The sequence below is a fragment of the Halomonas cerina genome (assembly GCF_014192215.1).
In the GTDB taxonomy this organism is placed as follows: domain Bacteria; phylum Pseudomonadota; class Gammaproteobacteria; order Pseudomonadales; family Halomonadaceae; genus Halomonas; species Halomonas cerina.
The window spans coordinates 59,737-82,320 of sequence record NZ_JACHXP010000013.1; the positions used below are offsets into that span (position 1 = coordinate 59,737).

Consider the following 22,584-nt stretch of genomic DNA (forward strand, 5'->3'; position numbering starts at 1 on the left):
CCACCGACCCGCTGACTGCCATGACCGCCATCCCTGCTCCGCAACGCACCAACCTGCTCGGCATGACGCGCGAGGAGATGGAAGCCTTCTTCCTCTCCATCGGCGAGAAGAAGTTCCGTGCCACCCAGGTGATGAAATGGATCCACCACGAGGGCTGCGCCGACTTCGCGGCCATGACCAACCTGTCCAAGGCGCTGCGCACGCGACTGGCCGAGGTCGCCGAGATCCGGGGCCCGAGGGTGGTCTACGAGGGCACCTCCAGCGACGGCACCCGCAAGTGGGTGCTGGAGGTGGAGGACGGCAGCTACGTGGAGACGGTGCTGATCCCCGCCGAGAACGGCAAGCGCCGCACGCTGTGCGTGTCCTCCCAGGTCGGCTGCTCGCTGGACTGCAGCTTCTGCTCCACCGGCAAGCAGGGCTTCCAGCGCAACCTCACCGCCGCCGAGATCATCGGCCAGGTGTGGGTCGCCAGCAACAGCGTCGGCCCCCGCAAGGACACCGCCAACCGTCCGGTCACCAACGTGGTGATGATGGGCATGGGCGAGCCGCTGCTGAACTACGACAACGTGGTGCCGGCCATGAAGCTGATGCTCGACGACAACGGCTATGGCCTCTCCAAGCGCCGCGTCACCCTCTCCACCTCTGGGGTGGTGCCGATGCTCGACAGGCTTGGCGACGAGCTCGACGTGAGCCTGGCCATCTCGCTGCACGCCGCCAACGACGCGTTGCGCAACGAGTTGGTGCCACTCAACCGCAAGTACAATATCCGCACCCTGCTCGATGCCTGCCATCGCTACCTGGCCAAGTGCGACGACACGCGAATGGTCACCATCGAGTACACGGTGATCAAGGACGTCAACGATCAGCGAGAACATGCCGAACAGCTCGCCGCGCTGCTTGAGGAACTGCCCTGCAAGATCAACCTGATCCCGTTCAACCCCTTCCCCCACTCGGGATACGAGACGCCGTCCCGCAACCAGGTGATGCGCTTCCAGCAGTGGCTCTATGAACTCGGCTACACGGCGCCGATCCGCTCCACCCGCGGTGACGACATCGATGCCGCCTGCGGCCAGCTGGTGGGGCGGGTCAAGGACCGCACCAAGCGTCACGCCCGTTATATCCAGTCGATCCAGCTGGATGCCGACTGAGATCGGGCCACCTTGACTTCGCCCAGGCACAGCGCTTTGATGGTCACGCCTTTTTCATCATCGGCCAGGCCTTCCGCCCGGGTCTCGGCATGCGCCTGGGGCGCGACGCCGTCGATACGCCCGACAGTCGCCGTCTACGTGAGCCGCCCATCACGAGCGTGTCTCCCATGAGAGAGCATGACATGTCGCGTCGCCCGAGCACGCCAGCCTCCCGTCCGTTGGCCTTGGTGGCCCTGCTGATCGCCTCCCTGTGGCTGGCCGGCTGCGCCACCCGCCCTGGGGGGGATGCGGGTCCCGGCGAGCCGGCCGAGGCCTACGCGCGCCTTGGCGAGGCCTACCTGGAGCGCAACAACCTGCCGCGGGCGCTCTCGGCGCTGGACAAGGCGCTGGAACTGGATCCCGACGATGCCGAGGCCCTGCAGGCCATGGCCATGGTCTACCAGCGTCAGGGCGAGGCGCGCCTGGCTGACGAGACCTTCCGTCGCGCCCTCGATGCCGACCCCGGATTGACCCGAGCACACAACAATTACGCCGCCTTCCTGTATGATCAGGGGCGGATTCGCGAGGCCTGCGAGCAGCTCGAGCAGGCCGCCGACAACAGGCAATATGCCAATCGGGCCCAGCTGTTCGCCAACCTGGGGCAGTGCCGCCAGCAGCTGGGCGACATCGAGGCCGCCCGCGACAGTTACCGGCGCGCCCAGAGCATCGACCCGCGCCGCCCGCGCAGCTACCTGCTGCTGGCCGAGCTCGAGGCCGACCAGGGCAACCTCGCTCGCGCGCAGCAGCAGCTCGATACCTACATGCGATTGGCGGGCCCCCGGGAAGCGGCGCTGCGCCTGGCACTCGAGATCGCTCGGGCCCGAGGCGACCTGGCGGCGGCGGCCTTCTACCGGGAGCAGCTGGACGTGCCCCGTGGTACGCCCTGACCACCGTTATCTGACGAAGGATGCTCAGCCATGCGCGACACCGAAACCACCGATGACGCGGCCGTCACCACGCCCCAGGCCTCGCCTGGCGAGCTGCTCTACCAGGAACGCGAGCTCCAGGGCCTGTCCCTGGAAGAGGTCGCCGCGGCACTGAACCTGCGCCCCGCGGTCATCCGGGGCCTGGAACAGGACAGCTACGAAGAGGTGCCAGTGGCGGCCTACCGGCGTGGCTACCTGCGCGCCTATGCCCGCCTGCTGGGCATGGACGAGCAGCATGTCATCGCCCTCTACAAGGCCCGCTTCGGCAAGGAGGAGAGCGAACGCAAGGTCATCCCGGTGCAAGTCGCCAAGCCACCCTCCCGGCTGGGCGCCTGGGCCTTTCGCCTGGTCACCCTGCTGGTCATCGCCGGGCTGGTCGGGCTGACCCTGCTGTGGTGGCAGAGCCGCGGCGGCAGCCAGCCACCGGCACCCGCCGATAGTGGGCCGGTCGCGGTGGATAGCCTCGATGGCCGTACCACCATCACCGAGGACGGCAGGGCCACCGATGACGTCGGCCGGCCGGCGGCCGAGACGGAGACGCCCCCGGCGCCGGACGCACCGTCACCGGACGGCGAAACCGCCACCGAGGCCTCGCCTACCATAGCCGCCGAGCCGGAAGTGCCGGCCGAGGTGGCCGGCGAGCCGGCCCCGGAGGCTGCCGAGGCGACCACGGCGGAGGCCACGCCCGAGCCCGCCGCCGACCCGCGGGTACTGAACTTCACCTTCAACGAACAGTCCTGGACCGAGATCTTCGATGCCGACAACCAGCGCATCTTCGTCGGCCTGCAGGAACCCGGCACCACGGCACGCGTCGAAGGCGAACCGCCCTTCCGCCTGACCGTGGGCAACGCCACCGGCGTCGAGCTGGTCTGGCGCGGCGAGGTCGTGGACCTCGGTGAACGCGCCGGGGCCAACAACGTCGCCCGCTTTACCCTGGGAGAGTGATTCCGTCGCCATGCATGCCCCATCGCCCATCATCCGTCGCCAGTCACGCCAGATTCACGTGGGCTCCGTGCCGGTCGGGGGCGGCGCCCCCATCTCCGTGCAGAGCATGACCAACACCGACACCCTGGACGTGACCGCCACCGTGGCCCAGATCCGTCAGCTCGAGGCCGCCGGTGCCGATATCGTGCGGGTCTCGGTGCCAACCATGGACGCCGCCGAGGCCTTCGGCCGCATCAAGCGCGAGGTCGAGGTCCCGCTAGTGGCCGACATCCACTTCGACTACCGGATCGCCCTGCGCGTCGCCGAGCTGGGCGTCGACTGCCTGCGCATCAACCCCGGCAATATCGGCAAGGAAGAGCGCGTCCGCGCCGTCGTCTCGGCCGCCCGCGATCACGGCATCCCGATCCGCATCGGCGTCAACGCCGGCTCGCTCGAGAAGGACCTGCAGAAGAAGTACGGCGAGCCCACCCCTGCGGCCCTGGTGGAATCGGCCATGCGTCATATCGACCATCTCGAACGCCTCGACTTCCCCGACTTCAAGGTCAGCGTCAAGGCCTCCGACGTCTTCATGGCGGTGGCTGCCTACCGCGATCTGGCCACCCGGATCGAGCAGCCGCTGCATCTGGGCATCACCGAGGCCGGCGGGCTGCGCTCGGGCACCGTCAAGTCCTCCATCGGTCTCGGTATGCTGCTGATGGACGGCATCGGCGACACCATTCGCGTCTCGCTGGCCGCCGACCCCGTCGAGGAAGTCAAGGTCGGCTTCGACATGCTCAAGAGCTTGCGCCTGCGCAGCAAGGGGATCAACTTCATTGCCTGCCCGAGCTGCTCGCGTCAGAACTTCGACGTCATCGGCACCATGAACGCCCTGGAGGAGCGCCTCGAGGACATCATGACGCCACTCGATGTCTCCGTTATCGGCTGCGTGGTCAACGGGCCCGGTGAGGCGAAGGAGAGCGATATCGGCCTGACCGGCGGCAGCCCCGCCAACCTCGTCTACCTCGACGGCAAACCGGCCACCAAGCTGCGCAACGACCACCTGGTCGACGACCTGGAGCGGTTGATCCGCGACAAGGTGCGCGAGAAAGAGCAGGCCGAACAGGATGTGATCGCCCGAGACGCCTGACCCCGGCCGACCCTCAAGGAGCAAGCATTGAGCAAGAAGATCCAGGCCATCCGTGGCATGAACGACCTGCTGCCGGCGCAGTCCCCGCTGTGGCAGTACTTCGAGGACCAGGTGCGCGACCTGATGGCGCGCTACGGCTATGACGAGATCCGCACTCCGATCGTCGAGCAGACCGCGCTGTTCAAGCGCTCCATCGGCGAGGTCACCGATATCGTCGAGAAGGAGATGTACACCTTCGAAGACCGCAACGGCGACAGCCTGACCCTGCGCCCCGAGGGCACGGCGAGTTGCGTGCGCGCCGCCTTGGAGCATGGTCTGCTGCACAACCAGACCCAGCGGCTCTGGTACCAGGGCCCGATGTTTCGCCACGAGCGCCCCCAGAAGGGTCGCTACCGGCAGTTCCACCAGATCGGGGTGGAGGCCTTCGGCCTCGAGGGTCCGGATATCGATGCCGAGACCATCCTGCTCTCGGCCCGCCTGTGGCAGCAGCTCGGCTTGTTCGAGTACGTTACCCTGGAGCTCAACTCGCTGGGCTCGCCGGAGGCCCGTGCGGCCTATCGCGACACCCTGGTGAGCTACTTCGAGGCCCACCATGACGTGCTCGACGAGGACTCGCGTCGTCGCCTGACCAGCAACCCGCTGCGCATCCTCGACTCCAAGAACCCGGACATGGCGGCGATGCTGGCCGACGCGCCGCGGCTGATGGACCACCTGGACGCCGAGTCGAAGGAGCACTTCGAGCGGCTCTGCGCCCTGCTCGACGCTGCCGACATCGCCTATGAGATCAATCCGCGCCTGGTCCGCGGCCTGGACTACTACAGCCGCACCGTCTTCGAGTGGACCACCACGGCGCTGGGCAGCCAAGGCACGGTCTGCGCCGGCGGTCGCTACGATGGCCTCGTCGAGCAGCTCGGCGGCAAGCCGGTGCCCGCGGTGGGCTTCGCCATGGGCATCGAGCGCCTGGTGCTGCTGCTCGAGACCCTCGACCTGGTACCCGACGAGGCCCGCGGCGCCCTGGACGTCTACCTACTGCCCATGGACGAGGCGTCCACCGCCACCGCCCTGCTGCTCGGCGAGCGCCTGCGCGAGACGCTGCCGGAGCTGCGAGCGCAGTTGCACTGCGGCGGCGGCAGCTTCAAAAGCCGTCTCAAGAAGGCCGACAAGAGCGGTGCCCGCCTGGCCCTGCTGCTGGGCGAAGACGAACTGGCCGAGGGCAGCGTGACCCTGAAGTACCTGCGCGAGGAGCGCGAGCAGCAGCGCCTGCGCCAGGAGGATCTGATCGCCGCCCTGACACCCCTGCTGGAAGGCGAATCCTTCGCCTGACGGCCACGAGGACACCAAAGGAGACCGCCCGTGGCGGAGCTGAGAACCGAGGAAGAACAGCTTGAGGCCATCAAGCGCTGGTGGAAGGAGAACGGCACCTCGCTGATCGTGGGCGTGGTGATCGCCGCCGCCGGCGTGTTCGGCTGGAAGACCTGGCAGGACTACCAGGCCGGCCAGGCCGAGGCCGCCTCCATGCGCTACCAGCAGCTGCTCTCGCTGAGTGGTCAGGAGACCTTGGACGAGGCGGCCCGGCAGCGGGCCGATGATCTGGTGAGCGAGATCACCGCCTCCCATGGCGATACCCTGTACGCCGACCTGGCGAGCCTGCTCGATGCCCGCCTGGCCGTCGACCATGACGACCCTGCGGCGGCCCGTCAGGCACTGGAGGCCGTCATCGAGGACAGCCCGCGTCCCTACCTCCAGGGGCTGGCCCGTCTGCGTCTCGCCCGCCTGCAGGTCGCCGCCGACCAGCCCGAGGCCGCACTCGCTTCCCTGGAAGGGGAGATCCCCGCGGCCCTGGCGGCCCAGCGCGCCAATACCCGTGGTGATGCCTATCAGGCCCTGGGGCAGCTCGACCGGGCCCGCGATGCCTGGCGCGAGGCACAGTCCCTCTCGCAGCAGAGCGGCCGTCCGTTGTACGGCGTAGAACTCAAGCTCGACAACCTGGGCGTCGAGGAGGCCACCCTGTGAAACCGACCCTGCTGATCGCCGCCACGGCGGCCCTTGGCCTGCTGGCCGGCTGTGCCGGCCAGGTGGAGCCGCAATATCCCCCCAAGGCCCTGAAGGACATCCAGGCCTCCACCACCGTGAAGCCCCTCTGGCAGGCCGAGGTCGGCGACGGCCTCGGACAAGCCGGCTACCCCATCACGCCCGCCCGGGATGGCAACCGCCTCTTCGCCGCCGACGCCGAGGGGCATGTCGAGGCTCTGGATACCGAGAGTGGAGCACTGCGCTGGGAGGTCGACCTCGCAAGCCCGGTCTCCAGCGGGCTAACCGCCGTGGCCGATACCCTCTACCTGGGAACCCGCAATGGCGAGGTCCTGGCCCTGGACCAGGCCGACGGCAGTGTGCGCTGGCGCGCCCGGGTCAACAGCGAGGTCCTCGCCGCCCCCCAGCCCAACCAGCAACTGCTGGTGGTCCAGGCCGTGGATGGCAGCGTCACCGCCCTGGACCGTGCCAGCGGCGAGCAGCGCTGGCTCTATGCGGGTCCCCGCCCCTCGCTGACCCTGCGCGGCACCGGCACCCCCCGGGTCATCGACCCGGTCACCTTCGTCGGTTTCGCCGATGGGCGCCTGACCACCCTGGACAACCGCAGCGGCCAGCCGCTGTGGGAGCGGCGCATCGCCGTGCCCCAGGGGCGCAGCGAGATCGAGCGCCTGGTGGACCTGGCCGGCCAGCCGGTGCTGACGCCGGACGGCCGCCTCTTCGTCACCAGCTACAATGGCCGCCTGGCGGCGCTGGACGCCACTACCGGCGAGATTCGCTGGGCCCGGGAACTCTCCAGCTACCGCACGCCGGTGCTGGTGGGCGACTTCCTGTTCGTGGTCAATGCCGCCAGCCACATCGTGGCCCTGGACGCCAACAGTGGCAACGAGCGGTGGCAACTCGAGGCCCTCGAGGGTCGCTCGCTCACCGATCCGGCCTTCGCCGACGGTCGCCTGGTGGTCGGCGACTATGCTGGCTATCTACACCTGATCGATGCTCGTGGCGGCGAGATCGTCGGCCGTACCGAGGTCGACGGGTCCGGCATCAGCGTCCGTCCGCTCACCGATGGCCGCCGGGTCTATGCCCTGGCCGATGACGGCACCCTGGAAGCCCTGGAGCTTCGCCCATGAATCCTGTGATCGCCCTGGTCGGCCGCCCCAACGTGGGCAAGTCGACCCTGTTCAACCGCCTGACCCGCTCCCGAGATGCCCTGGTGGCCGATTTCCCGGGGCTGACCCGCGACCGCAAGTACGGCAACGGCTCGCTCGGCGGCAAGGCCTACACGGTGATCGACACCGGTGGCATCAGCGGCGACGAGGAAGGCATCGACGCGGCCATGGCCGAGCAGTCGCTGCAGGCCATCGACGAGGCCGACATCGTGCTGTTCCTGGTGGATGCCCGGGCCGGATTGCATGTCGCCGACGAGGCCATCGCCAACCACCTGCGGGTCAACCAGAAGAAGACCTGGCTGGTGGTCAACAAGACCGACGGTCTGGAGGAGCACTCCGCCATGGCCGACTTCTGGCAGTTGGGACTCGGCGACCCGCACCCCATCGCCGCCGCCCACGGCCGCAACGTCACCACGCTGATCGAGGAGGTGCTCTCGCCCTTCCCGGAGCGCGACGAGGACACTCCTCCTGATACCGGCCCCCAGGGCATCCGCATCGGCGTGATCGGCCGCCCCAACGTCGGCAAGTCGACCCTGGTCAACCGCCTGCTCGGCGAGGAGCGGGTGGTGGTCTTCGACGAGGCCGGCACCACCCGGGATGCCATCGAGATCCCCTTCGAGCGCCGCGGCAGGCCCTACGTGCTGGTGGACACCGCCGGCGTGCGGCGCCGCAAGAACGTCCGCGAGATCGCCGAGAAGTTCTCGATCATCAAGACCCTGGAAGCCATCAAGGCATGCCATGTCGCCATCATGGTGCTGGATGCGCGCAGCGGCCTGGTGGAGCAGGACCTGCACCTGCTCGACTACGTGCTGACCAGCGGCCGTGCCCTGGTGCTGGCGGTCAACAAGTGGGACGGCCTGGAAAGCGAGGCCAAGGACAGGATGCGCACCGAGACCAAGCGCCGCCTGGGCTTCGCCGACTACGCCGACCTGCACTTCATCTCCGCGCTGCATGGCACCGGGGTGGGCGACCTCTACCCGTCGCTGGAGCGGGCCTTCGCCTCGGCCAACAGCCACTGGTCGACCAACCGCCTGACCAATATCCTCCAGGACGCGGTGGCCCAGCACCAGCCGCCGCTGGTCCACGGCCGGCGCATCAAGCTGCGCATGGCCCACCAGGGCGGGGCCAACCCGCCGATCATCGTGGTGCACGGCAACCAGACGGGCGCGCTGCCCGAGGCCTACAAGCGCTATCTGACCAACACCTTCCGCAAGGTGCTCAAGGTCCGCGGCACGCCGATGCGCTTCGAGTTCCGCTCCGGGAAGAACCCCTACGACAGCCTGGCCGGCGCCAGCGACCGGGAGAAGGCCAAGAAACGCGAGCTTACCCGCACCAAGGAGGCGCGTCGCGGTCGCCACTAAGCCGCAGCCCGCAGCCCCGACCGACACCGGAGACCCCTTGATGCGTTCCCGATGCTTCCCCTATCCCTGGCGCCTGCTCGCTCCCCTCTGCCTGGCCGCCCTGCTCACCGGCTGCCTGGCGCTGCCCCAGACCGGCCTGTTCGCCTTTCGCCTGGCGGTCACCTCGTTGGGGGTCGAGGAGGTGCGCATCGGCCCCTATGCCGTGGATGCCCGCCTCGACACCAGCGATATCACCTCGCTGATCGCCTCGAGCCTGGGCGCCGGCAGCCTGCCGGTGAAGGCCACCCTGGCCCTGGGCCTCGGCCTGCCTGCCGGCATGCCGCCGGTGGAGATGGCCGGCTTCCGCTGGCGCCTGGATGTCCCGGGCGCCGAACCGGTCAGCGGCGACTATGCCCAGGACGTGACCCTGACCGCCGGCGAGGACGCCCGGCTGCGCCTGCCCGTCGCCTTCGACCTGCTGGGCGACGATCGTGAGCGCCTGGCCCCCATGGTGGAGCTGGCCACCCGGCTCGCCCGCCGCGGCGAGCTGCCCGCCGGCAGCGAGCTGGCCATCACCCCTGGCGACCTGCGCGGCCTGGGCATGACCCTGCCTTCCGGCCTGTTCACCCCCACCCTGCGCCTGGCGGTGGGTGAGGGCGGTGAACTGATCCCCCAGGGCTGAGCGCCGCCCTGCGGCACGGTGCCGCTCAGCCCGTGCCGTGGAGGCGGCGACGGCCCACCCAGTGGTTGGCGAACTGCCAGGCCGCCCGGCCGCTGCGGCCTCCACGCAGGGTGGCGAAGCGGATCGCCTCGGCGCGGGCCTCGCGGGTCCAGTCCGAGGCCCTGCCCAGCTGGGTGACCCAGTGGCAGCAGGCCTCCAGGTAGACATCCTGATTGAAGGGATGGAAGCCCAGCCACAGGCCGAAACGGTCCGACAGCGAGATCTTCTCCTCCACGGCGTCGCCATGATGCAGCTCCTCGCCGACCCGCCGCGAGGCATCGTTGTCGCTCATGGCCTCGGGCAGCAGATGGCGCCGGTTGGAGGTGGCGTAGAGCAACACGTTGGGCGGGGGACCAGTGAGCGCCCCGTCGAGTACGCTCTTGAGCGCCTTGTAGGCGTCGTCGTGCCCCTCGAAGGAGAGGTCATCACAGTAGACCAAGAAGCGTTGCCGCTCCCGACACAGCCGCTCCACCAGCAGGGGCAGGGCCGCGAGGTCATGGCGGTCCACCTGGACTAGGCGCAGCCCCTCCGCGGCCAGGTCGTTGAGCAGCGCGCGAATCAGCGACGATTTGCCGCTGCCCCGGGAGCCCCACAGCAGGACATGGTTGGCGGGATGCCCCTGCAAGAAGGCCCGGGTGTTGTCGACCAAGGCCAGTTTCTGGCGCTCGATACCCAGCAGGTCGTCGAGACCCAAGGCATCGCGGGGCGGCACCGGCAGCAGCCGCCCGCCGAGGGCATGACGCTGCCAGAGGGCGGCGACATCCCGGGTCCAGTCGACCTCGACCGGGGGGGGTGGCAGCCAGTGCTCGACATGGTCCAGCAGATGGATCAGGCGGCGCGTCAGCTCGGGGTCCATCGAGGGGGCTCCTTGGCAGGCAGACTTCGGTTGATCTTGCGGGCATTCGGGGTATCTTGTGGCGAACCCGACGCCCCCGTCCAGAGTCATAGTGACCTGGCAACGAAAGGAGCCCTTGCCATGCGCTGGAAGCACTGCCTCGCCGTCGGCGCCCTGAGCGTCGCCCTGGTGGCCTGTACCACCTCTCCCACCGGGCGTTCGCAGCTAACCCTGATGTCCGACGAGCAGCTCGACCAGATGGGCGCCCAGGCCTTCGCCCAGTACCAGAAGGAGTTGCCGACCGTCGGCGGCGCCGCCTACCGCTATGTACAGTGCGTAACCGAGGCTATCGTCACCACCCTGCCGCCCCAGGCGCGTGAGGGTGGCTGGCAGGTCCGGGTCTTCCAGGACGAGTCGGCCAACGCCTTCGCCTTGCCCGGCGGCTATGTGGGGGTCAACACCGGCCTGTTGGCCATCGCCGAGAACCAGGACCAGTTGGCCGCGGTCATCGGCCACGAGATCGGCCATGTGCTGGCCCGTCATGCCAACGAGCGTGCCTCGACCCAGAGCGCCACTCAGATCGGCCTGTCGGTCCTCTCCTCCACGGCCGGTCTGGAGGGCCCGGGGGGGCAGCAGGTCATGGCCGCCCTGGGCCTGGGCGCCAAGTACGGTATCATGCTGCCCTTCTCGCGCCGCCATGAAAGCGAGGCCGACGTGATCGGCCTGCAGCTGATGGCCGAGGCCGGCTTCGATCCCCGGGCCAGCGTGGCCCTGTGGCAGAACATGGGCGCCGCCGGTGGCGGCCAGCCCCCCGAGTGGATGTCCACTCACCCGAGCCATGGCCAGCGCATCGCCGGCCTGCAAGCCGAGATCCCCGAGGTCCTGCCACGTTACGAGCAGGCCCGTCAGGCGGGCCGCACACCGAACTGCCCGCGCCCCTGATCGACAAGGACCCCCGCATGCTGAAGCTTGGCTTGCTGCTGTTGATTCTGCCCATCTTGGTGCTGATGGGCCTTTACTTCATGGAACTCGGCGAGGTGCGTGACTGTGTGCTGGTGCAGGAGGGGCACTGGGACTATATCGCCGGCACCTGCCGTGACACGCCCCAGCCCTTCGTGCCCTGGATCGACCGCCACCCCTGGGTGGTCAACGGCGGCATGCTGCTCTCGGTGGCCGGCATGGCGCTGTGCATGCTGGGGCTATATGTCAAGCGCCGTTGAATTGGGGACAGACCCCGAATACGCGTGTCCCCAATTCACAGCGAGCGGCGCAGCGCCTCGAGCACCGGGCCGGTGTCGGGGCGCTTGCCCCGCCACTGGAAGAACGACTCGGCGGCCTGTTCCACCAGCATCCCCAGGCCGTCGACGCCGCGGGCGCCACGTTCGGCGGCCCAGTGCAAAAACACCGTGGGCTCGGCGGCGTACATCATGTCGTAGGCGGTCGCCCCCGGGGCGAAGAGGTCGTCCGGCAGCGGCGGCAGGTCCCCGGCGAGGCTCGCGCTGGTAGCGTTGATCACCAGGTCGAAGGGGCCCTCGATCGCCTCGAAGCCGCTGCCCGATACCGGCCCCAGGTCGGCGACGTCACGGGCCAGGGCGATGGCCTTGTCGGCCGTGCGGTTGGCGATGTGCAGGCTCGCCGGTGAGGCCTGCAGCAGCGGCGCCAGCACGCCGCGCACGGCACCGCCGGCCCCCAGCACCAGGACCCGTGCCCCCGCCAGCGCCACGCCATGGCGCTTGAGATCATTCACCAGGCCGACGCCGTCGGTGGTGTCGCCATACGTCAGCCCGTTGCCTCCCAGGATCAGGGTATTGACCGCCCCGGCGCGTCGCGCGCGCGGGCTCAGGGTGTCGCAGAGGCGAAAGGCGTCCTCCTTGAAGGGCACGGTGACATTGGCCCCGCGACCGCCCTGGGCCACGAAGTCGCGCCAGGCGCCGGCGAAGTCGTCCACGGGCGCTTCGATGGCGGTGTACTCGATGGCATCAAAGGTCTGCTCGGCGAAGGCGGCATGGATGGCCGGCGACTTCGAGTGGCCGACCGGGTGGCCGAAGACACAGTAGCGATCGGTCATGGAGTCTCCTGGGGTGTCTCGCCCAGCCAGTCACGGGGGCGAAGGTAGTGGTCATAGAGCCGCGCCTCGGGGGAGCCGGGCTCGGGCTGCCAGTCATAGGTCCAGCGGGCCAGCGGCGGCATCGACATCAGGATCGATTCGGTGCGCCCGCCGCTCTGCAGACCGAACAGGGTGCCCCGGTCCCAGACCAGATTGAACTCCACGTAGCGCCCGCGACGATAGAGCTGAAAGTCGCGCTCGCGCTCGCCGTAGGGCGTGTCCCGGCGGCGGCGCACGATCGGCAGGTAGGCGTCGAGGAAGCTGTCGCCCACCGCCTGCTGGAAGGCGAAGCAGCGCGCGAAGCCCCCCTCGTTGAGGTCATCGAAGAACAGCCCGCCGACGCCGCGGGTCTCGTCGCGATGTTTCAGGTAGAAGTAGTCATCGCACCAGGCCTTGTAGCGGGGATAGACATTGTCGCCGAAGGGCGCGCAGGCGTCGCGGGCCACCCGGTGCCAGTGCTGCACGTCCTCATGGACCGGGTAGAAGGGCGTCAGGTCGTAGCCGCCGCCGAACCACCACACCGGTGGCTCGCCAGCCTTCTCGGCGATCAGGAAGCGCACGTTGCCGTGGCTGGTCGGCACATGGGGGTTGTGCGGATGCATCACCCAGGACACGCCCACGGCATGGAAGCCACGCCCGACGAGTTCGGGACGCGCCGCCGTGGCCGAGGGCGGCAGGGTGGCGCCATATACGTGGGAGAAGTTGACGCCGCCCTTCTCGAAGATCGCGCCCTCCTCGATCACCCGCGAGCGGCCCCCCCCGCCCTGCTCGCGCTGCCAGGTGTCTTCGCGGAAGCCGGCACGGCCGTCCTCGGCCGCCAGGGCCTCACAGAGCCGATCCTGGAGGTCGAGCAGGTAGGTCTTGACGTCGTCGAGATGGGCGTGGGCCACGGAGCCTCCTGGGCAGCGGGCAGATTAAGGGCATGTTCAGCCGCGCAGCACCCGGCCGGTGGCCAGGTCGCGGATGGTGCTCGGGCGGTCATGGCCACCCAGCGGGCCGTCGAGCACGGCGTCGAGCGCGTCGCCGAAGGTAGCGCACACCTCGTCGACCGTCATGGCCGGGGGCTCGCCGGCGCGATTGGCGGAGGTCGACACGATGGGGCCGCCGAAGGCACGACACAGTTCGGCCACCAGCGGATGGCCGCTGACCCGCAGCGCCACCCGGTCGTGCTCGCCCCGCACCAGAGGCGCAGTGCGTCCGTTGTCGGGTACCAGCCAGGTGTGAGGCCCCGGCCAGCTGGCCTCGAGCGCCTCGCGCTGCGACGGAGAAAGTCCTGCCAGCCAGGGCGCGAACTGGCCGATATCGGCGGCCACCAGGATCACCCCCTTGCCGGGATCGCGCCGCTTCAGGCGCAGTAAGCGCGCCAGCGCCGCCGCGTCATCCGGGTCGCACCCCAGGCCCCACACGGCCTCGGTGGGATAGGCGATCACGCCACCCCGGCGCAGGGCGGCCACGACGGCATCGAGGGAGTGAGTCTGGGGCATGGGGCCTGTCCGATGGAGTGAACGACGGCCCATAGCCTATCATGCACGCCGGTCGGGCGGCAGGCGCACCCAGCCGCCGGCCGCCTGGGCGATGCGTCCCTCGAGTTCGAGGCCGAGCAGACGGCGCTGGCAGTCGCCGACCCCACAACCGGCCAGCGCCACCAGGGCATCGACGGGGGTGGGCGTATCGCTGAGCCAGGCCAGCAAGGGGTCGTCATCGTCATCCCGTTCGACCGCCTCGGCGGTCCCGGACGGAGCCATCGCGGCCATGCCGGCACCGGCCCACTGGGTCAACTCGGCCAGGATGTCATCGACCTGGCGCACCAGCACCGCCCCCTCTCGGATCAACTGCAGACAACCTCGTGCCTGGGGATTGTGGATCGAGCCGGGCAGGGCGAACACCTCGCGGTTCTGCTCGGCGGCGAGCCGGGCGCTGATCAGCGAGCCACTCCGCGCGGCGGCCTCCACCACCAACACCCCCAGCGACAGCCCGGTGACGATGCGATTGCGACGGGGAAAGAAGCCGGCCCGTGCCCGGGTGCCGGGTGGGTGTTCCGAGAGCAGCAGGCCCCCGCGCTCCTGCAGCCGCCGATGCAGGGCCTGGTGACGCGGGGGATAGACGACATCGATGCCGCTGCCCAGCACGGCAATGCTCGCCCCGCCAGCCTCGAGGGCCGCCTGCTGGGCGGCACCATCGACCCCCAGTGCCATGCCGCTGACCACGCACCAGCCCCGTTCGGCCAGCTCCCGGGCGAAGCCGGTCGCGTTGCCGAGCCCCTCCCGAGTCGGCCGGCGCGAGCCGACCATCGCCAGCCGCGGCGGCGCGAGGGCATCGAGATCGCCACTGGCCCACAGGATCGGAGGTGGATCGGCGATCTGGCTCAGCAGCGCCGGCCAGCGCGGATGGCCGGCATGCAACAGGTGCCGATGGGGCACCGCCTCGCTCCAGGCCAAGTCCGCCTCGACCCGGGTCGTGAGGGGGCTGCGGCCCGGGTGGTCGAGCCACAGCCGCAGCGCCCGGGCCGGCGTCTCGGGCAGGACCGCGAGCCAGCCGGCCGGCCAGTCGGGTGACAGTGCCGCCAGGGCGGCGAGACGACCGACACCGAGGCCCGGTAGCCGCGCGAGGACCAGCCACTCCCTGGCCGACATGCCCATGCTGGCCGTCTCAGCGCTGCGCCGTGTGCAGCGCATGGCGCGGGTTGTGCAGGCGATCGCCCACGGCCAGGGGACGGGTGGCCTTCATCACCAGGGCATAGCTCATCTTCTCGTAGGGCCGGACGACCATGACCAGGCCGGCCTCCTCGCCCGGCAGCCGTAACCGCTCACCGGTGCGCGGTTCGTCGACCCACTCGCCACGTCGCTCGACGCTCAGCACATGGCCCGGGGCCAGGCCATCGCGGGTGCCCAGATCGATGGCCACCATCTGCAGACGCCCGATGAAGCGCACGCCGCCGGGCACGGCCAGGATCTGCCCGGCGATCTCGCGCTCGGGCGGCCGCGGCAGGAAGTCCGTGGTCAGGGCACGGACCTCCAGCGGCAGGATGAGATCACCGCTGCGAACCTCCTGATGTGTGTCCGTGGCCTCCATGACCACGACTTCCTCCGCCTGGCGCAGGCGCCGCGCCTGGCCCACGCTCTCGAGCTCCAGGCCCAGCGACTCACCGCTGGCGGCGTCCCGGTAGCGTTGGCCGGGCCGATAGATGCCGAACCGGCCGCTGCCCTCGACCCGTCCCCGAGCGTAGAAGCGATCTCCGGTCCCGCTCAGGATCCGCCCGTCGCTGCCGGCCACGACATAGGCCAGAGCCTTTGGGTGCTCGACGATGCGATGGTCACGCAGGAAGTGACGCACCGTCGCCAGCGGAATGGGCTCGATGGCCTCGCGGTGCGGGAGGGTGCGCATCTCCGGCGATAGGTGGACCACCCGTCGGCCGCGCTCCACTTCCAGACAGGGCCGTCCATCGCAGTCACGCAGAGCGACGACATCCCCGGGATAGATCAGGTGAGGGTTGGCGATCTGGGGATTGGCCCGCCAGACCTCGGGCCACTGCCAGGGGTGACGCAGGAAGCGCCCCGCGATGTCCCACAGGGTATCGCCCCGGACCACGGTGTAGCGCGCCGGGGCATCCCCGCGCAGCCCCCGGTCCCAGGAGGGCACCTGAGCCTCTACCGTGGCGAGGGGGATCGCCACCAGCAGCACCATCAGCAGCCCCTCCATCAGCCTTGGCGCCGCGCGCCAGCGTCCTTCCGTACGTCTTGGCTCTCTCATCCCTGCGTCTCCGTGTGATGCCGGCCATGGCCCATGGAACCTCGGCATCGTGCCACAGTCTGATGACCGTAACCCGATACTCATAGCCCGATACTATCGGTATGATATGCGGTCCGCGGTTTCGTGACGACGTCCCGACCCCTAGAATAGGCATATCCCCCGAATGACAGCTTAACGGTGGTTCCAACGCCATGGCCAAGTTACCCATCCTCGAATTTCCCGATGAGCGACTGCGCAAGACGGCAGCGCCGGTCGACGCGGTCGACGACGAGGTGCGTCGGCTGGTCGACGACATGCTCGAGACCATGTACGACGCCCGGGGCATCGGGCTGGCCGCCACCCAGGTCGACGTGCACCGTCGCGTGATCGTCATGGACGTCAGCGACGACCAGTCACGCCCCCTGGTGCTGATCAACCCCGAGTACACCCCCATCGGCGACGAGCGCGAGTCGATGCAGGAGGGTTGCCTATCGATCCCCGAGTACTACGCCGAGGTACCCCGTGCGCTCCGGGTACACCTCAAGGCCCTCGACCGCGACGGCCAGCCCTATGAGCTGGAAGCCGACGGCCTGCTGGCCCACTGCATCCAGCACGAGCACGACCACCTGGAAGGCGTGCTGTTCGTCGATTACCTCTCCCCGCTCAAGCGTGATCGGGTGATGAAGAAGATGCAGAAGCGCCACAAGCAGATGCAGCCTGCCTGACCCCGCCAGGCGTCGCCATGTGACGAAGGCCGGTGTCCAGGGACACCGGCCTTCGTCGTAGGGCGCCGGCTCCGTTATCATGAGAGGGCATCCCTATCGGCAAGGCCCTCAACCATGTCCCGACCCCTGCGCGTCATCTTCGCCGGCACGCCCGACTTCGCCGCCGAGAGCCTGGCGGCGCTGCTGGCGAGCCAGCACTCCCTCGCCGCCGTCTACACCCAGCCCGACCGGCCCGCCGGTCGCGGTCGCCGGCTGACCCCGAGTCCCGTCAAGGCGCTGGCCCTCGAACACGACCTGCCGGTCTTCCAGCCTGAGAGCCTCAAGTCGCCCGACGTTCAGGCCGAGCTGGCCGCCCACCAGGCCGACCTCATGGTGGTCGTGGCTTACGGGCTGATCCTGCCCCGGGCGATCCTCGATATCCCGCGCTTGGGCTGTTTCAACGTGCATGCCTCGCTGTTGCCCCGCTGGCGGGGTGCCGCCCCCATCCAGCGGGCCATCGAGGCCGGCGACACCGAGAGCGGCGTCACCATCATGCAGATGGACGAGGGTCTCGACACCGGTGACATGCTGCTGGTGAAGCGCACCCCGATCACGCCCACCACCACCGGTGGCGAGCTCCATGACACCCTGGCCGAGCTCGGCGGCCGGGCCCTCGTCGAGGCACTGGATGTCCTCTCCAGGGGGGACCTATCGGCGACCCCCCAGCCCACGCAAGGCGTCACCTATGCCGCCAAGCTCTCCAAGGCCGAGGCCGAGCTGGACTTCCGCCAACCCGCCGCCCAGCTGGCCGCCCGCATCCGTGCCTTCAATCCCTGGCCGGTGGCCTGGTGCACCCTGGGCGAGGACCGCCTACGCCTGCTGATGGCCGAGGCCGACACCCTGGCCCCTGGTGAGTCGCCTGCAGCCTCCGGTACCCTCCTGGCCCCCGATGCCGAAGCCTTGCGCATTACCTGTGGCGCCTTGGGTGACGAGGTATTGCGCGTGACCCGCGCCCAGTTACCCGGTGGCAAGGCCTTGGACGTGCGCGAGCTGCTCAAGGCCCGGGCGGAGCGTCTGGCCCCCGGCACCCGCCTGGGCCACCCCGAGCAGGAGATCACGTCATGAGCGAACCGACCGGCACCCAGCGCCGTGGACAGGACAATCGTGGGCAGGACAACGGCCTGGCCGTGCGTGCCGCCGCGGCGCGTGCCCTGGCGCCGGTGATCACCGGCAAGGGCTCACTCACCGGCCTGGACGACCATCAGGTCGTGGCTCGGGACCGCGCCCTGTTCAAGGCGTTGTGCTACGGCACCTGTCGGACGCTGTGTCGCCTCGAGGCGCTGGCCGGCAAGCTGCTGGAGAAGCCCTTCAAGGCCCGGGACGCCGACCTTCAAGCGCTGCTGCTGGTCGGCATCTACCAGCTGCTCTACCTGCGCATCCCGCCCCATGCCGCGGTGGGCGAAACCGCCGGCGCCGCCCGCCTGCTGGGCAAGGCCTGGGCCACCCGAGTGCTCAACGGCTGCCTGCGTCGCCTGCAGCGTGACGCCCTGGCGCTGCAGGCCGAGGTCGACCGCGACCCGGCGGTGGCCCTGCTGCATCCCAAGTGGTGGCTCAAGGCCCTGCGGCGGGCCTGGCCGGACGACTGGCGCGCCATCTGCGAGGCCAACAACATCCCCGGTCCCATGACGCTGCGGGTCAATCGTCGGCATGGCGATCGCGAGCAGTACCTGGAGCGCCTCGCCGGCGCCGGCATCCCGGGCAGGCTCTGCCTGCATGCCCCCGATGGGGTGACCCTGGACACGCCCCGGGATGTCGAGACCCTGCCCGGCTTCGCCGAGGGCCACGCCAGCGTGCAGGACGAGGCGGCCCAGCTCGCCGCGGTGCTGCTCGGGCCGGTGATCGCCCCCCGTCCCGGCGCCCGGGTACTGGATGCCTGCTGTGCCCCGGGAGGCAAGACCGCCCACCTGCTGGAGCTATTCGACATCGACCTGCAGGCCATCGACAGCGATGCCGCCCGCCTGGCGCGGGTCGAGGATGCCCTCGAGCGTCTCGGCCTGAAGGCCACCCTGACCCAGGGTGATGCCACCACCCAGGACTGGTGGGATGGCACCGCCTTCGATGCGATCCTGCTCGATGCCCCCTGCTCGGGAAGCGGCGTGATCCGGCGCCACCCGGACATCAAGCGCCTGCGCCGTCCTTCCGACATCACGGCGCTGGCCGAGCTGCAGGCACGCCTGCTCGACAACCTCTGGGCCCTGCTTCACACCGGGGGCACCCTGCTCTACGCTACCTGCTCGGTACTCCCCGAGGAGAACGCCGACCAGATCGCCGCCTTCCTCGAGCGCACTTCCGACGCCGAGGTGACCACGCCCCGGGAGCTGGCCTGGGGACGGCCCAGCGGCGCCGGTCGACAGCTGCTGCCCCAACCCGAGCATCACGATGGCTTCTTCTATGCCAGACTGAGGAAGCGTCCCGCCTGAGGACGTAATCCACCCATGTCTTCGCAAAAGGATGTCAGCATGAGCCACTGCTACAAGCATATCGAACTGACCGGCACCTCCGAGAAGGGGATCGAGGATGCCATCCAGACTGCCCTGACCAAGGCCTCCGAGAGCCTGCACGGCATGCGCTGGTTCGAGGTGACCGACACCCGGGGCCATATCGAGCACGGCCGAGTGGCCCACTGGCAGGTGACCCTCAAGGTCGGCTTCACCCTCGACTGAGTCGACCGGCTGTTCTTCCCTCGGCGGCTGGTTTAAGCTGCCTTTCTGCATGTTGCGGCGCACAAGTGGCGCCGCTCACTATATCTGCGGACGACGACCTGCGGACGACGACTAGCGATGAAGATCATCATTCTTGGCGCCGGCCAGGTCGGCGGCACCCTGGCCGAGCACCTGGCCCGTGAAGAGAACGACATCACGGTGGTGGACATTGACGGCGAGCGCCTGCGCGAGCTGCACACCCGGCTGGATATCCGTACCGTGACCGGGGCGGGCTCCTACCCCATGGTGCTGCGCCAGGCCGGCGGCGAGGATGCCGACATGCTGATCGCGGTGACCAATTCCGACGAGGTCAACATGATCGCCTGTCAGGTGGCCCACACGCTGTTCCGCACGCCGACCAAGATCGCCCGGGTGCGCGCCACCGCCTACCTGACCCGCAAGGGGCTGTTCGCCCATGACGCAGTGCCCATCGACGTGCTGATCAGCCCCGAGCAGGTGGTCACCGATCATATCCGTCGGCTGATCGAGCATCCCGGCGCCCTGCAGGTCCTGGAGTTCGCCGGAGGCCTGGTTCAGCTGGTGGCGGTCAAGGCCTTCTATGGCGGCCCGCTGGTCGGCCAGGAACTGGGCTTCCTGCGCCGCCACATGCCCAGCGTGGATACCCGCGTCGCGGCCATCTACCGCCGCAACCGGCCGATCATCCCCCGCGGCGACACCGTGATCGAGGCCGACGACGAGGTGTTCTTCATCGCCGCCCGCCGCGATATCCGCGCGGTGATGAGCGAACTCAGGCGCCTGGAACGTGACTTCCGCCGGGTGATGATCGCCGGCGGCGGCAACATCGGCGAGCGTCTGGCCGAGCACCTGGAGCACAGCCACCAGGTCAAGATCATCGAGCACAGCCTCGAGCGTTGCACCCTGCTTTCGGAGCGGCTCGACCGCACCGTGGTGCTGCATGGCAGCGCCACCAGCAAGCGCCTGCTGGAGGAGGAGAACATCGAGGACTGCGACATCTTCTGTGCCCTGACCAACGACGACGAGGTCAACATCATGTCGTCGATGCTGGCCAAGCGCATGGGCGCCAAGAAGGTGCTGACGCTGATCAACAATGCCGCCTATGTGGATCTCGTCCAGGGGGGCGAGATCGACATCGCCATCTCCCCCCAACAGGCCACCATCGGTGGCCTGCTCACCCATGTGCGACGCGGTGACATCGTCAACGTGTACTCGCTGCGCCGCGGGGCGGCGGAAGCCATCGAGGCCATCGCCCACGGTGACCTCCACTCCTCCCGGGTGGTCGGGCGCACCATCGGCGAGATCGACCTGCCCAGCGGCACCACCATCGGGGCCATCGTGCGCGGCAAGGAGGTGCTGATCGCTCACGACGACGTGATGGTGGAGTCGGGGGATCACGTCATCCTCTTCGTGATCGACAAGCGTCGCCTGCGCGATGTGGAACGGCTCTTCCAGGTCGGTCTGACCTTCTTCTGATGGCCCGTCGATCTCCGCCGCTCCGCCCGAGGAGGAACGCCCCCCGATGAGCCTGCGCATGATCCAGCGCATCCTGGGCCTGCTGCTGATGATGTTCAGCCTGACCATGGTGCCGCCGATTTTGATCTCGCTGCTGTTCGCCGACGGCATGTGGGATGCTTTCGTGATCGCCCTGCTGATCACGGTGGTGACCGGCGCACTGCTGTATCTGCCCAACCGCCATGCCCGCAAGGAGCTGCGCACCCGTGATGGCTTTCTGATCGCGGCGATGTTCTGGAGCGTACTGGGGCTGTTCGGCTCGCTGCCGCTGATGCTCACCGGCGCCTCGGCCCTCTCGCTCACCGATGCGGTGTTCGAGTCCTTCTCGGGGCTCACCACCACCGGCGCCACGGTCATCACCGGCATCGACTTCCTGCCCAAGGCGATCCTCTACTATCGCCAGCAGCTGCAATGGCTCGGTGGCATGGGGATCGTGGTGCTGGCGGTGGCGATCCTGCCGACCCTGGGGGTCGGCGGCATGGCCCTCTACCGCACCGAGATCCCGGGTCCCCTCAAGGATTCCAAGCTCACCCCCCGCATCACCGAGACGGCCAAGGCCCTGTGGTATATCTACGCTACCCTGACCATCACTTGCATGCTGGCCTACATGGCCGCCGGCATGGACTGGTTCGATGCCTTGGGTCACAGCTTCTCCACCGTGGCCATCGGCGGCTTCTCCACCCATGATGCCAGCATCGGCCATTTCGACAGTGCCGCCATCGAGCTGATCTGCGTGAGCTTCCTGCTGGTCTCCGCCTTCAGCTTCAGCCTGCACTTCATCGCCTGGCGCCAGCGCAGCGTGTTGCATTACTTCCAGGACCCGGAAGCGCGCTTCCTGATGCTGTTTTTGACCGGCCTGGTGGTGATCACCACGATCTCGCTGTGGCTCACCGATGTCTACGAGACCTCCCGCGGTCTGCGTCATGCGCTGTTCGAGGTCGTCTCGGTGGCCACCACCGCCGGCTTCGCGGTGGCCGACTTCTCCATCTGGCCTGGCGCCCTGCCCTTCCTGCTGTTCGTGACGGCCTTCGTGGGCGGCTGCTCCGGTTCCACCGGCGGCGGCATGAAGGTGATCCGCATCATTCTGATCCTCAAGCAGGGCATGCGCGAGGTGATGCGCCTGATCCATCCCAATGCGGTGATCACGGTGAAGATCGGCAGGGTCAGCGTGCCGGACGGCATCGCCCAGGCGGTATGGGGCTTCTTCTCCGTCTATGTGCTGCTGTTCTTCCTCATGCTGGTCGGCGTGATGGCTACCGGGGTGGACCAGGTGACCGCCTGGTCGACGGTCGGCTCGGCGCTCAACAACCTCGGCCCGGCCCTGGGCGAGGCCAGCGCCCACTACGGCGACCTGCCGATGCTGGCCAAGTGGATCCTGGTAGTCGCCATGCTGCTTGGCCGCCTGGAGATCTTCACCGTGCTGGTGCTGTTTACCCCGGCCTTCTGGCGCAAGTAGCAAACCCCATGCAAGCCGGCGCGGCGAGTTTGGCCTGTCTCGATGCTTCGTGGATAAT

23 protein-coding genes are annotated in these 22,584 nt (G+C 68.8%); 17 read left to right on the forward strand and 6 right to left on the reverse strand.

Annotation, left to right across the window (positions count from 1 at the left end; translation table 11 throughout):
* The first annotated feature begins 20 nt into the window (after nt 1-20).
* From rlmN to FHR94_RS13255, 9 genes are all read left to right on the forward strand, one after another.
* Nucleotides 21-1,148, forward strand: a complete 1,128-nt coding sequence (rlmN, locus tag FHR94_RS13215; protein WP_183326193.1) for a dual-specificity RNA methyltransferase RlmN — start codon at nt 21-23, stop codon at nt 1,146-1,148.
* 167 nt (nt 1,149-1,315) lie between these two features.
* Nucleotides 1,316-2,074 (forward strand): type IV pilus biogenesis/stability protein PilW, encoded by a 759-nt coding sequence (pilW, locus tag FHR94_RS13220; protein ID WP_246389956.1) that lies wholly within the window; start codon nt 1,316-1,318, stop codon nt 2,072-2,074.
* Between the two features lie 30 nt (nt 2,075-2,104).
* Nucleotides 2,105-3,058, forward strand: coding sequence for a RodZ domain-containing protein (locus FHR94_RS13225; RefSeq protein WP_183326194.1), 954 nt, complete (start codon nt 2,105-2,107; stop codon nt 3,056-3,058).
* A gap of 10 nt (nt 3,059-3,068) precedes the next feature.
* Nucleotides 3,069-4,184, forward strand: coding sequence for a flavodoxin-dependent (E)-4-hydroxy-3-methylbut-2-enyl-diphosphate synthase (ispG, locus tag FHR94_RS13230; protein WP_183326195.1), 1,116 nt, complete (start codon nt 3,069-3,071; stop codon nt 4,182-4,184).
* A gap of 27 nt (nt 4,185-4,211) precedes the next feature.
* Nucleotides 4,212-5,507 (forward strand): histidine--tRNA ligase, encoded by a 1,296-nt coding sequence (gene hisS, locus FHR94_RS13235; protein ID WP_183326196.1) that lies wholly within the window; start codon nt 4,212-4,214, stop codon nt 5,505-5,507.
* Nucleotides 5,508-5,537: 30 nt separating this feature from the next.
* Nucleotides 5,538-6,197: a tetratricopeptide repeat protein gene (locus FHR94_RS13240; RefSeq protein WP_183326197.1), complete on the forward strand. Its 660-nt coding sequence runs from the start codon at nt 5,538-5,540 to the stop codon at nt 6,195-6,197.
* Nucleotides 6,194-7,342, forward strand: a complete 1,149-nt coding sequence (gene bamB / locus FHR94_RS13245) for an outer membrane protein assembly factor BamB (protein WP_183326198.1) — start codon at nt 6,194-6,196, stop codon at nt 7,340-7,342. Before FHR94_RS13240 ends, bamB begins: the two co-directional genes overlap by 4 nt.
* Nucleotides 7,339-8,742, forward strand: coding sequence for a ribosome biogenesis GTPase Der (gene der, locus FHR94_RS13250; protein ID WP_183326199.1), 1,404 nt, complete (start codon nt 7,339-7,341; stop codon nt 8,740-8,742). The genes bamB and der overlap by 4 nt, the downstream gene beginning before the upstream one ends.
* 40 nt (nt 8,743-8,782) lie before the next feature.
* The gene (locus FHR94_RS13255) at nt 8,783-9,403 is read left to right on the forward strand and encodes a hypothetical protein (protein ID WP_183326200.1); all 621 of its coding nucleotides are present in this window, start codon (nt 8,783-8,785) and stop codon (nt 9,401-9,403) included.
* A gap of 25 nt (nt 9,404-9,428) precedes the next feature.
* Here the strand turns inward: FHR94_RS13255 and FHR94_RS13260 are convergent, their stop codons facing one another.
* Complete coding sequence (locus tag FHR94_RS13260) at nt 9,429-10,298, reverse strand: ATP-binding protein (protein WP_183326201.1); 870 nt, start codon at nt 10,296-10,298, stop codon at nt 9,429-9,431.
* Nucleotides 10,299-10,418: 120 nt separating this feature from the next.
* On the opposite strand from FHR94_RS13260, the gene FHR94_RS13265 reads away from it, so the two are divergent.
* Both FHR94_RS13265 and FHR94_RS13270 read left to right on the forward strand, forming a co-directional pair.
* A complete protein-coding gene (locus FHR94_RS13265) occupies nt 10,419-11,219 on the forward strand; it encodes a M48 family metallopeptidase (RefSeq protein WP_183326202.1) in 801 nt (266 codons plus the stop codon).
* A 17-nt stretch (nt 11,220-11,236) separates the two neighbouring features.
* Nucleotides 11,237-11,497, forward strand: coding sequence for a hypothetical protein (locus FHR94_RS13270; protein ID WP_183326203.1), 261 nt, complete (start codon nt 11,237-11,239; stop codon nt 11,495-11,497).
* A gap of 35 nt (nt 11,498-11,532) precedes the next feature.
* Here FHR94_RS13270 and aroE read toward each other — a convergent pair whose 3' ends face one another.
* From aroE to FHR94_RS13295, 5 genes are read right to left on the reverse strand one after another with little or no spacing between them, the layout of a single operon-like run.
* Nucleotides 11,533-12,345: a shikimate dehydrogenase gene (aroE, locus tag FHR94_RS13275; RefSeq protein ID WP_183326204.1), complete on the reverse strand. Its 813-nt coding sequence runs from the start codon at nt 12,343-12,345 to the stop codon at nt 11,533-11,535.
* On the reverse strand, nt 12,342-13,274 hold the full coding sequence (hemF, locus tag FHR94_RS13280; protein ID WP_183326205.1) for an oxygen-dependent coproporphyrinogen oxidase: 933 nt from the start codon (nt 13,272-13,274) through the stop codon (nt 12,342-12,344). The genes aroE and hemF overlap by 4 nt, the downstream gene beginning before the upstream one ends.
* A gap of 36 nt (nt 13,275-13,310) precedes the next feature.
* The gene (gene tsaC, locus FHR94_RS13285; RefSeq protein ID WP_183326206.1) at nt 13,311-13,868 is read right to left on the reverse strand and encodes an L-threonylcarbamoyladenylate synthase type 1 TsaC; all 558 of its coding nucleotides are present in this window, start codon (nt 13,866-13,868) and stop codon (nt 13,311-13,313) included.
* 39 nt (nt 13,869-13,907) lie between these two features.
* The gene (gene dprA / locus FHR94_RS13290) at nt 13,908-15,017 is read right to left on the reverse strand and encodes a DNA-processing protein DprA (RefSeq protein WP_183326250.1); all 1,110 of its coding nucleotides are present in this window, start codon (nt 15,015-15,017) and stop codon (nt 13,908-13,910) included.
* Between the two features lie 16 nt (nt 15,018-15,033).
* Nucleotides 15,034-16,083 (reverse strand): LysM peptidoglycan-binding domain-containing protein, encoded by a 1,050-nt coding sequence (locus FHR94_RS13295; RefSeq protein WP_183326251.1) that lies wholly within the window; start codon nt 16,081-16,083, stop codon nt 15,034-15,036.
* A gap of 242 nt (nt 16,084-16,325) precedes the next feature.
* Between FHR94_RS13295 and def the strand changes: the two genes are divergently transcribed.
* The 6 genes from def to FHR94_RS13325 all read left to right on the forward strand — a co-directional run bounded on the left by def (nt 16,326) and on the right by FHR94_RS13325 (nt 22,526).
* Nucleotides 16,326-16,838 carry a peptide deformylase gene (gene def / locus FHR94_RS13300; protein ID WP_183326207.1) on the forward strand — a complete coding sequence of 171 codons (513 nt, stop codon included), beginning with the start codon at nt 16,326-16,328 and terminating at the stop codon, nt 16,836-16,838.
* Between the two features lie 114 nt (nt 16,839-16,952).
* Nucleotides 16,953-17,942 (forward strand): methionyl-tRNA formyltransferase, encoded by a 990-nt coding sequence (gene fmt / locus FHR94_RS13305; RefSeq protein ID WP_183326208.1) that lies wholly within the window; start codon nt 16,953-16,955, stop codon nt 17,940-17,942.
* Complete coding sequence (rsmB, locus tag FHR94_RS13310) at nt 17,939-19,297, forward strand: 16S rRNA (cytosine(967)-C(5))-methyltransferase RsmB (RefSeq protein WP_183326209.1); 1,359 nt, start codon at nt 17,939-17,941, stop codon at nt 19,295-19,297. Before fmt ends, rsmB begins: the two co-directional genes overlap by 4 nt.
* Before the next feature lie 39 nt (nt 19,298-19,336).
* Nucleotides 19,337-19,540, forward strand: a complete 204-nt coding sequence (locus FHR94_RS13315; protein ID WP_183326210.1) for a dodecin — start codon at nt 19,337-19,339, stop codon at nt 19,538-19,540.
* A 117-nt stretch (nt 19,541-19,657) separates the two neighbouring features.
* On the forward strand, nt 19,658-21,031 hold the full coding sequence (trkA, locus tag FHR94_RS13320; protein WP_183326211.1) for a Trk system potassium transporter TrkA: 1,374 nt from the start codon (nt 19,658-19,660) through the stop codon (nt 21,029-21,031).
* Between the two features lie 46 nt (nt 21,032-21,077).
* On the forward strand, nt 21,078-22,526 hold the full coding sequence (locus FHR94_RS13325; protein WP_183326212.1) for a TrkH family potassium uptake protein: 1,449 nt from the start codon (nt 21,078-21,080) through the stop codon (nt 22,524-22,526).
* The last annotated feature ends 58 nt before the right edge of the window (nt 22,527-22,584 follow it).

Coding starts and splice junctions, on each gene's coding strand:
- FHR94_RS13265 (WP_183326202.1), top strand. CDS start 10,419: ATGCGCTGGAAGCACTGCCTCGCCGTCGGCGCCCTGAGCGTCGCCCTG.
- FHR94_RS13225 (WP_183326194.1), top strand. CDS start 2,105: ATGCGCGACACCGAAACCACCGATGACGCGGCCGTCACCACGCCCCAG.
- rlmN (WP_183326193.1), top strand. CDS start 21: ATGACCGCCATCCCTGCTCCGCAACGCACCAACCTGCTCGGCATGACG.
- trkA (WP_183326211.1), top strand. CDS start 19,658: ATGAAGATCATCATTCTTGGCGCCGGCCAGGTCGGCGGCACCCTGGCC.
- ispG (WP_183326195.1), top strand. CDS start 3,069: ATGCATGCCCCATCGCCCATCATCCGTCGCCAGTCACGCCAGATTCAC.
- FHR94_RS13325 (WP_183326212.1), top strand. CDS start 21,078: ATGAGCCTGCGCATGATCCAGCGCATCCTGGGCCTGCTGCTGATGATG.
- rsmB (WP_183326209.1), top strand. CDS start 17,939: ATGAGCGAACCGACCGGCACCCAGCGCCGTGGACAGGACAATCGTGGG.
- FHR94_RS13295 (WP_183326251.1), bottom strand. CDS start 16,083: ATGGAGGGGCTGCTGATGGTGCTGCTGGTGGCGATCCCCCTCGCCACG.
- pilW (WP_246389956.1), top strand. CDS start 1,316: ATGAGAGAGCATGACATGTCGCGTCGCCCGAGCACGCCAGCCTCCCGT.
- FHR94_RS13315 (WP_183326210.1), top strand. CDS start 19,337: ATGAGCCACTGCTACAAGCATATCGAACTGACCGGCACCTCCGAGAAG.
- der (WP_183326199.1), top strand. CDS start 7,339: ATGAATCCTGTGATCGCCCTGGTCGGCCGCCCCAACGTGGGCAAGTCG.
- FHR94_RS13260 (WP_183326201.1), bottom strand. CDS start 10,298: ATGGACCCCGAGCTGACGCGCCGCCTGATCCATCTGCTGGACCATGTC.
- tsaC (WP_183326206.1), bottom strand. CDS start 13,868: ATGCCCCAGACTCACTCCCTCGATGCCGTCGTGGCCGCCCTGCGCCGG.
- fmt (WP_183326208.1), top strand. CDS start 16,953: ATGTCCCGACCCCTGCGCGTCATCTTCGCCGGCACGCCCGACTTCGCC.
- FHR94_RS13255 (WP_183326200.1), top strand. CDS start 8,783: ATGCGTTCCCGATGCTTCCCCTATCCCTGGCGCCTGCTCGCTCCCCTC.
- dprA (WP_183326250.1), bottom strand. CDS start 15,017: ATGTCGGCCAGGGAGTGGCTGGTCCTCGCGCGGCTACCGGGCCTCGGT.
- def (WP_183326207.1), top strand. CDS start 16,326: ATGGCCAAGTTACCCATCCTCGAATTTCCCGATGAGCGACTGCGCAAG.
- FHR94_RS13270 (WP_183326203.1), top strand. CDS start 11,237: ATGCTGAAGCTTGGCTTGCTGCTGTTGATTCTGCCCATCTTGGTGCTG.
- aroE (WP_183326204.1), bottom strand. CDS start 12,345: ATGACCGATCGCTACTGTGTCTTCGGCCACCCGGTCGGCCACTCGAAG.